This window comes from Variovorax sp. Soil_C_26 (assembly GCF_057657075.1).
On record NZ_JBDGJC010000008.1, the window covers coordinates 128,314 to 141,761 of the forward strand.

The following is a 13,448-nucleotide window of genomic DNA, read 5'->3' on the forward strand; positions in this document are numbered from 1 at the left end:
TGCGTGCTTCAGCCCTCGCGCGAGATGCGCCAGCCGGCCTGCTGCAGCGCGAGCGCCAGCGCGTCGGCCAGCGTGGCCTTGGTGCGCACGCCCTGCAGGTCGATGCCCAGGTGCACGATGGTCTGGGCGATCTGCGGACGGATGCCGCTGATGATGCAGTCCGCGCCCATGAGCCGGATGGCCGTGACCGTCTTCAGCAGATGCTGGGCCACAAGCGTGTCGACCGTCGGCACGCCGGTGATGTCGATGATCGCCAGTGCGGAGCCGGTCTCCACGATCTTCTGCAACAGGGCTTCCATGACCATTTGCGTGCGTCCGCTGTCGAGCACGCCGATCATCGGCACGGCCAGCACGCCCTCCCATAGCTTGACGACCGGGGTCGACAGTTCGAGCAGTTCCTCCTGCTGGCGGCGGATGATGTCCTCGCGTGCGATCTGGAAGGTCGCGACCGTGTGCTGCGCCAGCCGGTCGACGGCCGTCGACAGCGCCCACAGCGCACTGCCCATTGCGACCGGTTCGGCAGCCAGACGACGCTGGACCGCTTCGAACAGCGGCTTCTTGAGCGCCAGCACGAACATGCTCGTGTCGCCCGCCGACTGGCCCTTGGCCGCGCGCGACCTCGACAGTTCCGAGAGCGCGTCGCGCAGCGGCGCCCAGGCGGGCGCGTCGAAGCGCGCGGGGTCGGCATCGGCCTGCAGTCCCTCGTGCAGCCGGCGCACGATCTCGCTTGCCTCGGCCTGCGTATTGCGGCGAACCGCGGGATCGCTCAGGCCGGCTTCGTCGAGCCAGCCCGCGACGATGCCCTGCTCTTCCTCGCTCAGGAGGGCCAGCAGCACCTGGTGGTCGTTCTTCATGAGTTCCTCTGTCGTTCTATGTGTGCGTGAAACCCGAGGCTGCAAGAAAGGAAGCAACCGCTGCAGGCCCGGCGGGCCGTTTCACGGCATCGATCGTAGCCGGGCGCGAGCATGTCCTGCGCCTCCATGAAAAGCCCGAGTGCGCATTTTTCTGTAGGCGAATTCCTACACGACGATCTCTCCGGTAGCGCGGTGCCGACGCGGCCTCGTCCTCGTTGCGAACGAGGCGCCCTCCTCAGGTGCGCATCGCGCGCGCCTACAAGCCCGCGCGGTCCGGCTGCGTACAAAGATCCACAAGCCAACAGAACGAAGAAGGAGCTCGCGATGACGCTGCAGCAGACGATTGAAAAATTCAGGCGTGTGGACGCCAGCCGCGCCGACTATCCGGGTGAACATCTTGCGGTGCTCGGTGCCGGCGTGCTGCTTTTGCTGGCCGCGGGCCGCAGCCGCTCGTTCCTCATGCGCATTGCGGCCGGAGCGGCCGGGGGTGCGCTCATTGCGCGCGCGGCCAGCGGCTCGGGCGGCGTTGCCAAGCTCGCGGGCGTCCTGCAGTCCGGGGGGCTCGGATGGCCACGACGCTGACCTTGCGCGGCCCCGAGGGTGCGCCGCTGCGCCGCTGTCTGGCGATCGGCGGGGCCGTGGTGCTCGTGGCCATGTACGTGTTCTATGCGACGCTGACGGACATCGTGCGCGAAAGCGTCGCCCGCGTGCCGCGCCTGCCGCCGTCGATCATCGAAGTCCACAAACCCGCGCCGCCGCGCACGCTCGAGACAGCCGACGCGGTCTCGCCGCCCGAGGCGGCCCGCGTCCCACGCCATGCGTATCCCGCATCGCTGGCCACGCCCGCTTCGCACAGCACGCCTGTGCGCAGCACCGTGAGCACGGCCCCGGCCGCTGTCATCGAAGTTCACAAGTGCGCCGGCCCCCACGGGGCGAGCTATTCCGACGGCCCTTGCCCCGCTGGCGCGCATGTGGACACGCTGCGGCTGCCTGGCGCTCCCGGCAGCACCGCCGCGGCCCAGCTTTGAGCAGCTTGTGCTGCGGGGCCAAGACGCGCATGGCCTGCAAGGCAAACGGGTACGATGCGGCGTTCTTCCCATGACATCCGATCGGCCCGACCCACCCCACCCCCTGCAGCGCCTTGGCGCGGCGGCCGACACGCCTCCGAGCGAAGCGGTCGGTGAGTTCCTCGCGGCGTGCGCGGCCGACGGGCTCGGCGCGGCACTGGAAGCGCTGAACCGGCGCGTGCTCCACCGCTACACAGCGATCTACCGGCTCGAGGGCGCCGTGCTGCGCAACGTGGCGCTGGTCGACAAGGCGCAGCAGATGCGCCCGGAGTTCCTCGCCGAAGTGCCGCTGGCCGCAAGCTTCTGCCAGTTCGTGCTCAGGGACGGTGTGTTCCTCACCGCCGATTCCGCTGGCGACGACAGGCTCGACGGCCATCCCTACAAGGGCGTGATGGTGGCGTACCACGGCGTGCCGATCCCTGACGAGGACGACAAGGTGTTCGGCACGCTCTGCCACTTCGATGTCGAGGAGCAGGCCTTGAGCGACGCAGAGTTCGACAACCTGCAGAACATCGCACGCGTGGTTCGTCCGTACCTTTAGCTCAGGCCGAGCGGCCGTCGTGCAGCGTGACCGGCACCGCCTGCAGGTCGATGCCCTCGATGCAGCGGATGTTGATGGCCGCCATTTCGCCGCCCGCGGGCGACCTGCCCTCGCCGTAGGGGTGGATGCCGCAGGCGCGGCAGAAGCGATGCCGGATCGCATGCTTGTTGAACCGGTAGGTGCCGGCGTTCTCGTCGGGGGTCAGCAGGCGCAAGGCGCTCCGTGGCACGAACCACAGCAGCGAACCCCTGCGCTGACACATCGAGCAATTGCACGACAGCGCCGAATCGATCGCGCCCTCCACCTCGAACTTCACTTGGCCGCAATGGCAGCTGCCGATGTGCTTCGTGGCGGTTGCGGTGTCTTCCATGGGATGCTCCTTCAATACTAAACTTGGTGGTTGAGTATCGAAAGCGGCCCAGGCCTTGTCAAGGACGCGCGTCGTGGCGAACTTCAGTCGTTGCCGAACATCGGCTTGCGCTTCTCCACGAACGCGCGCACCGCCTCGCGGTGGTCGCCCGTCATGTGGGCGATGGCCTGGTAGCCGGCCGACATCTCGAGCAGCGACTCGAGCGTGCTGCGCTCGCCTTCGCGCAGCAGGCGCTTGGTCATGCGCAGCACGCCGCCGGGGTTGGCGGCAATGCGCGCGGCGAGCGCGAGGCTTTCTTCCATCAGCCGCTCGTGCGGCACCACGCGCGACACCAGGCCACAGGCGAGGGCCTCCTGCGCGCTCAGCGCGTCGCCGGTGAATGCCATCTCGCAGGCCTTCGACATGCCCACCGCGCGCGGCAGCAGCCATGCGCCGCCGTCGCCGGGCACGATGCCGACCTTCACGAAGCTCTCGGCGAAGGTCGCCTTCTCCGAGGCGATGCGGATGTCGCACATGCAGGTGAGGTCGAGGCCCGCGCCCACCGCCGGGCCGTTGACGGCGACGATGACCGGTACGTCGAGGTTGTAGAGCGCCTTGGGCAGGCGCTGGATGCCGTTGCGGTACTCCTCGCGGATCACCTCGGGCGAGAGGCCTTCCTTCTCGTAGCGCTGCATGTCCTTGACGTTGCCGCCCGAGCTGAACACGGGGCCTTCGCCGGTGAGCACGACCACGCGGATGCCGCGGTCGCGCGTGATCTCGTCGCACGCCGCGACGATCTCTTCGACGGCGGTGTTGCCGGTGAGCGCGTTGCGGGTCTCGGGCTGGCTCATGGTGAGCGTGAGGATGGCGCCGTCGCGCGCGGTCTTCAGGAATCGGGTCATGGGGGCGTCCTTGTTCTCAAACGGGATCGGTGGTGTCACGCACGAGGTCGAGCGCCAGGCCCTGCCGCTGGTCGACCAGCTCGCTGCCCAGCACGTCGTGCCAGAAAGACTCGGATCCGCCGGCCTGGCGCCAGGCGTGCAGCCGGCGGGTGTACATCTGCAGGTCGAACTCGGCAGTGAAGCCGATGGCGCCGTGGATCGAATGGCTCAGCGCCGCCACCTCGAGCGCGGCCTCGCTGGTGCGCGCCTTGGCGATCGCCACGCGCAGCCGGTCGCCGCCGCAGCCCAGCTGCGCGGCCATGCGGGCCGCGAACACGTGCTCCGAGATCACGCTGAGCTGGTGCTGGATGGCCTGGAACTTGCCGATGGGCCGACCGAACTGCTGGCGCTCGTTGGCGTACCGCAGCGTGCGGGCGAACACGCTGCCCAGCGCGCCAGCCAGCTGCGCGGCCAGCAGGCCGGCCTGCAGCACACGCAGGTCCGCCGGCGCAAAGGCCTCGGACACGGACGGCGCGGCGGCAAGCACCGGCGCGGGCCACGAGAGCGCGGCGTCGAGCGCCGCAACGGCGCCGGCCGAAACGGCGGCATCGACCGGCAGCAGGCGACAGGCGCGGCCTGCATCGCCGGGCCCGGCGACCTCGGCGAACACCCAGTCGGCCACGCGGCCGCCCATGACGCGGTCGCACACCAGCATGCCGCCGGCCTGCATGCGGCCTTGCGCCAGCGCGATGCTGCCCGCAGGCCGCGGCAGCCCGGCGCGTGCGAGCAGCGCGCGCGCCACCATGGTTTCGGCGAGCGGCACGGGAACCACGAATTCGCCGCAGAGTTCGATGAGTGCGAAGGCTTCGGGCAGCGAGAGCCCGGTGCCGCCTTCTTCCTCGGGCAGCAGCGTGTCTGCAAAGCCCGATGCCTCGATCGCCTGCCACAGGCCTGCGGCCGAGGCGCCGCCCTCGATATGGCGCACGGCGTCGAGGCTGCAGTGATCGGTGAGCATGGCGCGCAGGGCGTCGATGTAGATGTCGTCCATCGGTTCGTCTCTTTCTGCTTCTTTCTCTTGCGCTCAGCGCAGGCCGAGGCCGCGCGCGATCATGCCGCGCAGGATGTCGCGCGTGCCGCCACGCAGCGAGAACGAGGGCGCCACTTGCGTCACGTAGTCGAGCGTGTGCAGCAGCGCGAGCGGAATGTCCTGCCCGTCGCGCGCATACAGGTCGTCGGCGATGGCGGCCGGAATCAGCTGCTCGACGCCGGTGCCCAGGTCCTTCACGAGCGCCGCCTCGACGACCGGGCTGCCGCCCTGCGCCACCTTCTCGGTGACGGCAATCGACATCGCGCGCAGCGGCGCGAGCTGGCCGAGGATCTTGCCGGCCAGCCGCACCGATGCGGACGTGCGGCCGGCGGGGGTGCGCACGAAGGCGAGCCATTCGTCGAACAGCACGATGCTGGAGTAGAGCCGCTCGGGCCCGCTGCGCTCGAAGGCCAGCTCGGCCGTCACCTGCTCCCAGCCCTTGCCCTCCTCGCCGATGAGCGCGTCGGGTGCGAGCGCCACGTTGTCGAAGAAGACCTCGCAGAAGTGCGAGTCGCCCGAGAGGTCGGTGATCGGCCGCACCGTCACGCCCGGCAGGCGCAGGTCGACGATGACCTGCGACAGCCCCTTGTGCCGGTCCTGCGCATCGCCCGACGTGCGCACCAGCGCGATCATGTAGTGGCAGTGGTGGGCGTTGGTGGTCCAGATCTTCTGGCCGTCGAGCGTGAAGCCGCCTTCGGCCGTGCGCACCGCGCGGGTTCGCACGCTTGCCAGGTCGGAGCCGGCATCGGGCTCGCTCATGCCGATGCAGAAGAACGACTCGCCGCGGCAGATGGGTGGCAGGTAGAACTGCCGCTGCGCCTCGGTGCCGTACTTGAGGATCAGCGGGCCGCTCTGGCGGTCGGCGATCCAGTGCGAGCCGACGGGCGCGCCGAAGTTGAGGAACTCCTCCACCAGCACGTAGCGCGCGAAGGCGCTGCGGCCGCCGCCGCCGTAGGCCTCAGGCAAGGTGATGCCGAGCCACCCGCGCCGGCCGAGTTCGCGGCTGAAGGCGCTGTCGTAGCCCGACCACGACCGGGCGCGCACACGGGCGGGCACGCCCGCCAGCGCCTCCGAAAGAAAGGCCCGCACGGGCGCGCGCAGCGCCTCGTCCTCGGGCGGAATGGCCGTCAGCGACAGCGAGGTCAGGGCACTCATCCGATCACTCCTTCTTTCATCAGATCGGCAATGGCCTCTGGCGCCATGCCCATCACATCGGCCAGCACATCGTGCGTGTCCTGGCCCAGCAGCGGCGGCGCACGGCGGTACTGCACCGGCGTGTGCGACATGCGCAATGGGCTGGCCACCAGCGGTATCTCGCCGGCCACGGGGTGCGTCATCCGGATCTGCGTGCCGCGCGCGCGCACCTGCGGGTCGGCGAACACGTCGGCAATGGTGTTGATGGGGCCGCAGGGCACGCCCACCTGTTCGAACAGCGCGATCCACTCGGCGGTGGTGCGCGTCACGGTCAGTTCGCGCATCAGTGCGATGAGCTCGGCGCGGTGTGCGATGCGGTCGGCGTTGGTGCTGAAGCGCGCGTCGTCGGCCCACTCGGCGCGGCCGACCGCGCGGCAGAAGCTGCCGAACTGACCGTCGTTGCCGATCGCAAGGATCATGAAGCCGTCCTGCGTCCGGAAGTCCTGGTAGGGCACGGTGTTGGGATGGGCATTGCCCATGCGCTTCGGCGTGCCGCCGTAGAGGTGGTTCATGCCCTGGTTGGCGAGGCAGGCCACCTGCACGTCGAGCAGCGCCAGGTCGATGTGCTGGCCCACGCCCGTGAGGTCGCGCGACTGCAGCGCCGCCAGGATGGCGGTGCTGGCATAGAGCCCGGTGAGGATGTCGGTGAGCGCCACGCCCACCTTCATCGGCCCGGCGCCCTCTTCCCCGTCCGCACGGCCGGTGATGCTCATGAGGCCGCCCATGCCCTGCATCAGAAAGTCGTAGCCCGCGCGCTCCGCGTACGGCCCGGTCTGGCCGAAGCCGGTGATCGAGCAGTAGACCAGCCGCGGATTGATCGCGTGCAGCGCCGCGTGGTCGAGGCCGTACTGCGCGAGGCTGCCGACCTTGAAGTTCTCGATCACCACGTCGCAGCGCCTGGCCATCTCGCGCACCAGCGCCTGGCCTGGCGCGGTGGTGAAGTCGATGGCGACCGACTTCTTGTTGCGGTTGGCGCACAGGTAGTAGGCCGAGTCGCGCGTGTCGGCGCCCTCGCGGTCCTTCAGGAAGGGCGGACCCCACAGCCGCGTGTCGTCGCCGCGCCCGGGCCGCTCGACCTTGATGACCTCGGCGCCCAGGTCGCCCAGCGTCTGGCTGGCCCAGGGGCCAGCGAGCACGCGCGAGAGGTCGAGCACGCGGATGTGCGAGAGCGCGCCGACGGCGGCCTGCGGCGGCACCGGTGGCGCCTTGCTACTGCTGCTCGACATTGGCCTTGACCGCAATGCGCTTCCACAGCTGGATCTCGGCGGCCTGGAAGGCGCGCATCTCCTCGGGCCCGCCGCGCATGACCTCGGCACCGAGGCGCTCGTAGAACGCACGCGTCTCGGGCAGGTTCGCGATCTTGGTGAGCAGGGTCGCGAGCGTGTCGGTCTCGGCCTTGGGCGTCTTGGCCGACACCATGGCGCCGACCCAGGTGTAGGCCGCGAAGCCCGGCAGGCCGGCCTCGCTGGCGGTCGGCACGTCTGGCAGCACGGGCACGCGCTTGTCGGCCGCTACGGCCAGCGCTTGCACCTTGCCGGCCTTGGTCAGTTCCTGCACGCTGGTGATTTCCGCAAAGGCCATGTCCACCGTGCCCGACACCACCGCCATCGCCGCCTCGCCGGCACCCTTGAACGGCACATGCGTGGTGCGGACCTTGGCCGCGTCGTTGAAGAGTTCGGACATCAGCTGGTAGCCGGCCGAGCCCGCACCGTAGTTCAGCACGCCGGGCCGGGCCTTCGCGCCCTCGATCAGCGCCGACAAATTCCTGTAGCTCGAGTTGCCGGGCACCACGACGAGCGCGGGCGACCGCATCATCATCGTGAGCGGCGCAAGGTCGGCCACCGGGTCGTAGGGCAGTTGCCTGAACAGCGCGACGTTCACCGCCAGCGTGGAGTTGCTGCCGACGAACACGGTGTAGCCGTCGGCCGGCGCCGAGAGCACGGCCTTCACGGCGATGAAGCCGTTGGCGCCGGGTTTGTTCTCCACCACCACGGGCTGGGCCGTGAGTTCGGTGAGCTTGCGTGCGAAGTAGCGCGCCGAGGTGTCGGTGCCGCTGCCCGGCGGAAACGGCACGACGAACTTGATGGGCCTGGAAGGAAAGTCCTGCGCATGCAGCGGGGCCCCACCGAGCAGGGCCGCCAGCCACACGAGCGACGCGGCGAAACCGCGATGGAGGAAGGACATGGACATGGTCGGCACCTTCATTCCAGAGTCACGCCGGTGGCCTTGACCACGCCGGCCCAGCGTGCCAGTTCCTTCTTCACGTAGGCGCCGTATTCCTGCGGGGTAGAGCCCAGCGGTTCGGCGCCCTGCACGGCCAGCCGGTCGCGCACCTCCGCCGACTTGAGCGCCTTGACGATCTCGGCGTTCAGGCGCTCCACCACGGCCGGCGGCGTGGCGGCCGGCACCATCACGCCCTGCCATGCGCCCACCTCGAAGCCGGGCATGCCCGACTCGGCCAGCGTGGGCACATCGGGAAACAGCGACATGCGCTTGGCGGTGGTCACCGCCAGCATCTTCATGCGCTTGTCGCGCACGAAGCCCATCACCGAGTTGACCGTGTCGGTCATGAACTGGATCTGGCCGCCCACCAGGTCGACGTCGGCCGGCGCGCTGCCCTTGTAGGGCACGTGCGTGGCCTCCAGGCCGTGCGCCTGCACGAACTGGAAGGCGCCCAGGTGCGTCACGTTGCCGTTGCCCGCCGAGCCGTACGAGAGCTTGCCGGGGTTGGCCTTGGCATAGGCCACGAACTCCCTCACGTTGTTCGCCGGAATCGACGGATGGGTCACCAGCGCGAGCGGCACCACGGCCACCAGCGCGACTGGCGCGAAGTCCTTCAGCACGTCGTACGACACGCTCTTGTAGAGCGCCGGGCTCAGCGCGATCGACGAGGTGTTGTAGAGGACGGTGTAGCCGTCGGCCGGTGCCTTGGCGACCATCTGCGCGCCGATGTTGCCGTTGGCGCCGCCGCGGTTGTCGACCAGCACGCTCTGGCCCAGCTGCTCGCCGAGCTTCTGCGCGAGCACGCGCGCCACGAGGTCGGTCGGCCCGCCCGGCGGGAACGGCACGACCAGCGTGATGGGCTTGGCCGGCCAGGCCGGCGCCTGTGCGAAGGCGGCCGGGGCGGCGATCGCGAGCACTGCGGCGGCAGCACTCGCGATCGCCAGCCGGCGGCGCGAAAAGAGGCGGGTTGCTTTCATGGCGGTGTTGTCTCCGTTGTGGTTGTTGGCGGTTCGAAATCAGGCGGATGCGTCCGCGGCGCGGCCCGCGAGCAGGCGCCGCGCGTCGTAGTGCATGACGCATCGGCCGTGCTGGTTGAAGACCTCGATGCGCGAGTCGACGATCGCGCGGTTGCCCTTGGAGGTCGGCCGGATGCCGGTGACTTCGACCACGGCCTCGATGCTGTCGCCCACCCGCACCGGCGCATGGATCTTCTGCACCAGCTCGAGCATGGCCAGGCCGGTGCCCTGGATCATGGTCTGCAGGATGAAGCCTTCCACCAGCGTGTAGGTGAGCGCGGCCGGCACGGGGCGGCCCGCGATGGCGCCGGCTTCGTACTCGGCGTCGATGAAGATCGCCTCCAGCATGCCGGTCACGCCGATGAAGTTGACGAGGTCGGCCTCGGTGATGCTGCGCCGGAAGGTGCGCATGCGCTGGCCGACCGAGAGGTCCTGCCAGGCGAAGCCTTGGCCCAGGCGGGGCAGCGCGCGGTGCGCGGGGGTGAACTGCGGAAGATCGGTCATCGGGAGGTCTCCAGGAAGGTGTCGATGCGTGCGGCGGACCAGCCCGCCGCGGCGAGGCTTTCGCGTGTGTGCTCGCCCAGGCGCGGCGGCATGCGCACCGGCGGGCGCACCCCGTCGAACTTCACCGGCACGCCGGGGAAACGCATCGTCCCCATGTGCGGGTCGTCCAGTTCGGCGAAGAAGCCCGTGGCCACGAGGTGAGGGTCGGCCGGCAGGTCGTCCAGCGCGCGGATGGGTGCGGCCGGGATTTCCAGCCGCTCGCAGGTGGCCAGCCACTTTGCGGTGCTGCCGCGCGCCACGAAGCTGCCGGCGAGCGCGAGCAGCTCGCCGATGTGGCGCGTGCGCGCGGCCATGTCGGCAAAGCGCGGATCGGACGCCAGCGCCGGCTCGCCGACTTCGGCGAAGAAGCGCTGCCAGTGCTGGGTGGTGTACGGCATCATGCAGATGTGCCCGTCGGCGGTGCGCCAGGGCCGGCGCCAGGGCGTGAGCACGCGCGGATAGCCGGCCGCGGCGAGCGGCGGCTCGAAGTGGCGGCCGTACATGTGCTCGACCAGGTTGAAGGCCACCATGGTTTCGAACATCGGGATCTCGACGAAGCAGCCGCGGCCCGTGCGCTCGCGCCCGAACAGCGCCGCCAGGATGGCCTGCGCCGCGACCAGCGCGCAGGTCTTGTCGGCCGCGATGGTGGGCAGGTATCGCGCCTCGCCGCCCTGCTGCGCCATCAGGGCCGACAGCCCGGACATCCCCTGGATCACGTCGTCGTAGGCCGGGCGCCCCGCGTAGGGACCTCCTTGCGCAAAGCCGTGCAGACCGGCATACACCAGGCGCGGAAAGCGCGCGGTCAGCGTCTCGGGGTCGATGCCGAGCGCGGCGAGCTTCTGCGGACGCATGCTGTGCATGAACACGTCGGCATCTGCCAGCAGCGCCAGCAGCGCCTCGCGTGCGGCCGGGCGCTTGAGGTCGAGCACCACGCTCTTCTTGCTGTGGTTGCTGCCGAGGAATACGGCCGACATGCCGGCCTCGGCGGCCGGACCGGTGTGGCGTGTCGAGTCGCCCTCGGGCGGCTCGATCTTGATCACCTCGGCGCCGTAGTCGGCCAGCGTCTGGCTGGCCAGCGGCCCGAACACCACGCTCGATAGGTCGAGCACCTTCACACCCTGAAGGGGAAGCATCGTCTGTTTGTCTCCTGGCCCCCATTCTGGAAAGGGCGCGCTGCGCCGTCCAATATCAAATTCCCGCTCTGTGATACCTTTTGGAGATCATGGACATACGCCAACTGCGCCACTTCATCGCTCTGGCCGAGACGCTCAACTTCCATCGCGCGGCCGAGCGGCTGCACATGGCGCAGCCTCCGCTGTCGGCCTCGATCCGGCGGCTCGAAGAACAACTCGGCGTGCCGCTGTTCGTGCGCAACCGGCGCGGCACCGAGCTCACGCCCGCCGGCGCGGCCGCGCTCGAGAACGCGCGGCGCGCGGTGTTCCACAGCGAGCAGTTCGCGCTTGCGGCGCAGGCCGCTTCGCGCGGCGAGGCCGGCATCCTGCGCGTGGGCTTCGTGGGCTCGGCCACCTATGCGCTGATGCCGCGCGTGCTGCCGCGCTTTCGTGCGCGCTACCCGGGCGTGCACCTGCAGCTGGCCGAGTCGACCACGGCGCGCATCGTCGAGATGGTGGAAAGCGGCGACGTCGACGTGGGGCTGGTGCGCTTTCCGATCGGGCGCGCATGCAAGGCGCGCATCTTCCCGGCGGAGCGCGACGTGTTCATGGCGGCGCTCTCGGTCGACCACCCGCTCGCACGCCGCCGGCGGCTCACCCTGGCCGACCTGGCCGGGGAGACCTTCGTGATGTACGGCGCCATGGAGGTGCCGGGCCTGCACGCCGCGGCGCTGCTGGCCTGCCAGCAGGCGGGGTTCATTCCGAACGTGCAGCAGGAGGCGGTGCAGGTGCAAACGCTCATCAGCCTGGTCGAAAGCGGCCTGGGCGTGGCGCTGGTGCCCTCGGTGGCGGCGCGCCACGTGGCGCGCAACATCGTCTTCAAGAAGCTGGCCGGACCGGGCGCGCAGACGGCGATCGGCATCGCGCTCGCGCTGCCGCCCGGCGGCCAGACTTCAGCGGCTCAGCGTTTTCTGGAGAGCGTGCTGGCGCCGGCAGCGGCGGCGTAGGCCCTGCGTTGGGTGCCGAGCCTGTCGTTGTCCAGGTACTGCGCGAGCATGGCCAGGTCGGCCTCGCCGACACCGCAAGCCCGGAAGTGCGATTTCCAGTGGCCCACGACCTGTGCCATCGCCTGGACGATGGCCTTGGCCGCGGGAAGCTTGAGCCCGAAGGCCGCATGTCCGGACAACGCGTTGTCCAGCGTGGAAGCCGAACCGTCACGCCCCACGAGGAGCGCCTGGTAGCCGAGGCCGCTCATGCTCGGCACCACGTCGAACGCGGGTGACAGGGACCAGCTGCCGTCCGCGTGCCGCAGCAGGGCATGGTTCTTTTCATGGTCGTCGGTGTTGTCCATGAGGATGTTGAACACCATGCGCCTGAACAGCTGGGCCTGCTGCTGCGCGATCTCGTTCGCGCGGGCCATGCGCCGCAACTGCTGCGCCAGGTTCGGGTAGCCGTAGGCCTCGCCCACGGCGCGCAAGGCCACGTGCGCAGAAATCGCGTGGATGCGCCAGGCCGCGTCCCGGTCGAAGCGGCGAACCGCGACAGCGTGCCGCGCGCCCACCGGCAGCGCCCGCGTGGGGGCCACGTCGATGCCGCACTGCGCGGCGAGCGTCATCGTTGCATGTTCGATCAGCGGCGTGTCTTCGTCCTCGCCTTCGCAGAACTTGACGAGCCAGGGTTCGCCGTCGATCTCGACCAGCGACTTCGGCCGTGCGCCGCCGAGCGAGACCCCGGGCCGCAGCAGCCGCTGCTCGATGTCTCCAACGGCTTCATTGGCAAGAACCTTGCGGATCACTTCGCCCATCGCCGGAAGATCGCCGAGCGTCGGGATCGGCGATGCGCCCCAGGGGCTGTACGTGTCCGGCAGCTGGCTCACGCCGAGTGCGCCGTAGCGGTCCGCGCCAGCGAAAAGCAGGAACTCGAGCAGCGACATGCGCGGCGAGCGCTCGAACTTGCGGATGACCCGCTCACCCCATCGATCGGGCCGCGCATCGTCCACCGCCCCGGCCGCTTCCTGCTTCTGCGAAGGAACGAAGAGCTCGTCGACGAGCGGGAGATCCTCGCTGATCGCAAACCCGTGCCGAAGCCAATGTGAGTCATAGCGCAAGGCCACGCCCTGCCCGCGCAGCGACAGCGAGACCTCGCCCACGCGCACGGGGTTGTGCGGGTCGGTGAGCATCCAGAGCGACAGCCGGTCCGTCGGTTCGTAGGTGCTGCCGTCAGACATGGGTCTTCGCTCCCCGGCGCGTGGCCGTCTGGACGTCGTTTTCCAGCGCTACCAGATCGTGCTTCGGGTCCGCCAATGCCGCCAGGGCCTCATGGCGCCTTGTCAGCCAGAGCGCTGTGGCGTAGACGCCCGCCGATACCGTGGGATCGCCTTTTTCCATCTTCGCCAGCGTCGGCACGGAGACGTTCAACCGGGCTGCCCATCCGCGCAGCGACTGCTTGCGGCGCTTGCGCGCGATGGCCAGGTCGTTGCCAAGCTGCGCCAATGCATTCAGCACCACCCCGGGCAGGCTTTCGACGGCGTTCGATCTCCTTGGCATAAAACTATTCTTTCACAAATAAAGAAAATCTGGAA

General features: G+C 69.5%; 16 protein-coding genes. 4 read left to right on the plus strand and 12 right to left on the minus strand.

What is annotated here, in order from left to right; all coding sequences use genetic code 11:
* Positions 1-8: 8 nt before the first annotated feature.
* The gene (locus AC3A6G_RS21795) at positions 9-854 is read right to left on the minus strand and encodes an STAS domain-containing protein (protein ID WP_487874518.1); all 846 of its coding nucleotides are present in this window, start codon (positions 852-854) and stop codon (positions 9-11) included.
* Between the two features lie 324 nt (positions 855-1,178).
* On the opposite strand from AC3A6G_RS21795, the gene AC3A6G_RS21800 reads away from it, so the two are divergent.
* The 3 genes from AC3A6G_RS21800 (at position 1,179) to AC3A6G_RS21810 (ending at position 2,462) form a co-directional block, all read left to right on the plus strand.
* Positions 1,179-1,436 carry a hypothetical protein gene (locus AC3A6G_RS21800; RefSeq protein WP_487874519.1) on the plus strand — a complete coding sequence of 86 codons (258 nt, stop codon included), beginning with the start codon at positions 1,179-1,181 and terminating at the stop codon, positions 1,434-1,436.
* Entirely contained in the window at positions 1,421-1,882 is a 462-nt protein-coding gene (locus AC3A6G_RS21805) for a hypothetical protein (protein ID WP_487874520.1), read from the plus strand. The genes AC3A6G_RS21800 and AC3A6G_RS21805 overlap by 16 nt, the downstream gene beginning before the upstream one ends.
* A gap of 70 nt (positions 1,883-1,952) precedes the next feature.
* A complete protein-coding gene (locus AC3A6G_RS21810; protein WP_487874521.1) occupies positions 1,953-2,462 on the plus strand; it encodes a guanylate cyclase in 510 nt (169 codons plus the stop codon).
* 1 nt (position 2,463) lies between these two features.
* On the opposite strand, the gene AC3A6G_RS21815 is transcribed toward AC3A6G_RS21810, so the two are convergent.
* The 9 genes from AC3A6G_RS21815 to AC3A6G_RS21855 all read right to left on the minus strand — a co-directional run bounded on the left by AC3A6G_RS21815 (position 2,464) and on the right by AC3A6G_RS21855 (position 10,888).
* Positions 2,464-2,832: a GFA family protein gene (locus AC3A6G_RS21815; RefSeq protein ID WP_487874522.1), complete on the minus strand. Its 369-nt coding sequence runs from the start codon at positions 2,830-2,832 to the stop codon at positions 2,464-2,466.
* Positions 2,833-2,915: 83 nt separating this feature from the next.
* Positions 2,916-3,713 carry a crotonase/enoyl-CoA hydratase family protein gene (locus tag AC3A6G_RS21820; RefSeq protein WP_487862004.1) on the minus strand — a complete coding sequence of 266 codons (798 nt, stop codon included), beginning with the start codon at positions 3,711-3,713 and terminating at the stop codon, positions 2,916-2,918.
* A gap of 16 nt (positions 3,714-3,729) precedes the next feature.
* On the minus strand, positions 3,730-4,740 hold the full coding sequence (locus AC3A6G_RS21825) for an acyl-CoA dehydrogenase family protein (RefSeq protein ID WP_487874523.1): 1,011 nt from the start codon (positions 4,738-4,740) through the stop codon (positions 3,730-3,732).
* A 33-nt stretch (positions 4,741-4,773) separates the two neighbouring features.
* The gene (locus tag AC3A6G_RS21830; protein ID WP_487862002.1) at positions 4,774-5,934 is read right to left on the minus strand and encodes an acyl-CoA dehydrogenase family protein; all 1,161 of its coding nucleotides are present in this window, start codon (positions 5,932-5,934) and stop codon (positions 4,774-4,776) included.
* Positions 5,931-7,199, minus strand: a complete 1,269-nt coding sequence (locus AC3A6G_RS21835) for a CaiB/BaiF CoA transferase family protein (protein WP_487874524.1) — start codon at positions 7,197-7,199, stop codon at positions 5,931-5,933. The genes AC3A6G_RS21830 and AC3A6G_RS21835 overlap by 4 nt, the downstream gene beginning before the upstream one ends.
* Positions 7,183-8,163 carry a Bug family tripartite tricarboxylate transporter substrate binding protein gene (locus tag AC3A6G_RS21840; protein ID WP_487862000.1) on the minus strand — a complete coding sequence of 327 codons (981 nt, stop codon included), beginning with the start codon at positions 8,161-8,163 and terminating at the stop codon, positions 7,183-7,185. The genes AC3A6G_RS21835 and AC3A6G_RS21840 overlap by 17 nt, the downstream gene beginning before the upstream one ends.
* An 11-nt stretch (positions 8,164-8,174) precedes the next feature.
* Positions 8,175-9,173, minus strand: coding sequence for a tripartite tricarboxylate transporter substrate binding protein (locus tag AC3A6G_RS21845; protein ID WP_487861999.1), 999 nt, complete (start codon positions 9,171-9,173; stop codon positions 8,175-8,177).
* 39 nt (positions 9,174-9,212) lie between these two features.
* Positions 9,213-9,716, minus strand: a complete 504-nt coding sequence (locus AC3A6G_RS21850) for a MaoC family dehydratase (protein ID WP_487874525.1) — start codon at positions 9,714-9,716, stop codon at positions 9,213-9,215.
* Positions 9,713-10,888, minus strand: a complete 1,176-nt coding sequence (locus tag AC3A6G_RS21855; protein ID WP_487874526.1) for a CaiB/BaiF CoA transferase family protein — start codon at positions 10,886-10,888, stop codon at positions 9,713-9,715. The genes AC3A6G_RS21850 and AC3A6G_RS21855 overlap by 4 nt, the downstream gene beginning before the upstream one ends.
* An 89-nt stretch (positions 10,889-10,977) precedes the next feature.
* Here AC3A6G_RS21855 and AC3A6G_RS21860 point away from each other — a divergent pair, with 89 nt between their 5' ends.
* A complete protein-coding gene (locus AC3A6G_RS21860) occupies positions 10,978-11,874 on the plus strand; it encodes a LysR family transcriptional regulator (protein ID WP_487865022.1) in 897 nt (298 codons plus the stop codon).
* Here the strand turns inward: AC3A6G_RS21860 and AC3A6G_RS21865 are convergent.
* Positions 11,829-13,094, minus strand: coding sequence for a type II toxin-antitoxin system HipA family toxin (locus AC3A6G_RS21865; RefSeq protein ID WP_487874527.1), 1,266 nt, complete (start codon positions 13,092-13,094; stop codon positions 11,829-11,831). The genes AC3A6G_RS21860 and AC3A6G_RS21865 overlap by 46 nt on opposite strands.
* Positions 13,087-13,413 (minus strand): XRE family transcriptional regulator, encoded by a 327-nt coding sequence (locus tag AC3A6G_RS21870; RefSeq protein WP_487874528.1) that lies wholly within the window; start codon positions 13,411-13,413, stop codon positions 13,087-13,089. Before AC3A6G_RS21870 ends, AC3A6G_RS21865 begins: the two co-directional genes overlap by 8 nt.
* Positions 13,414-13,448 lie beyond the last annotated feature (35 nt).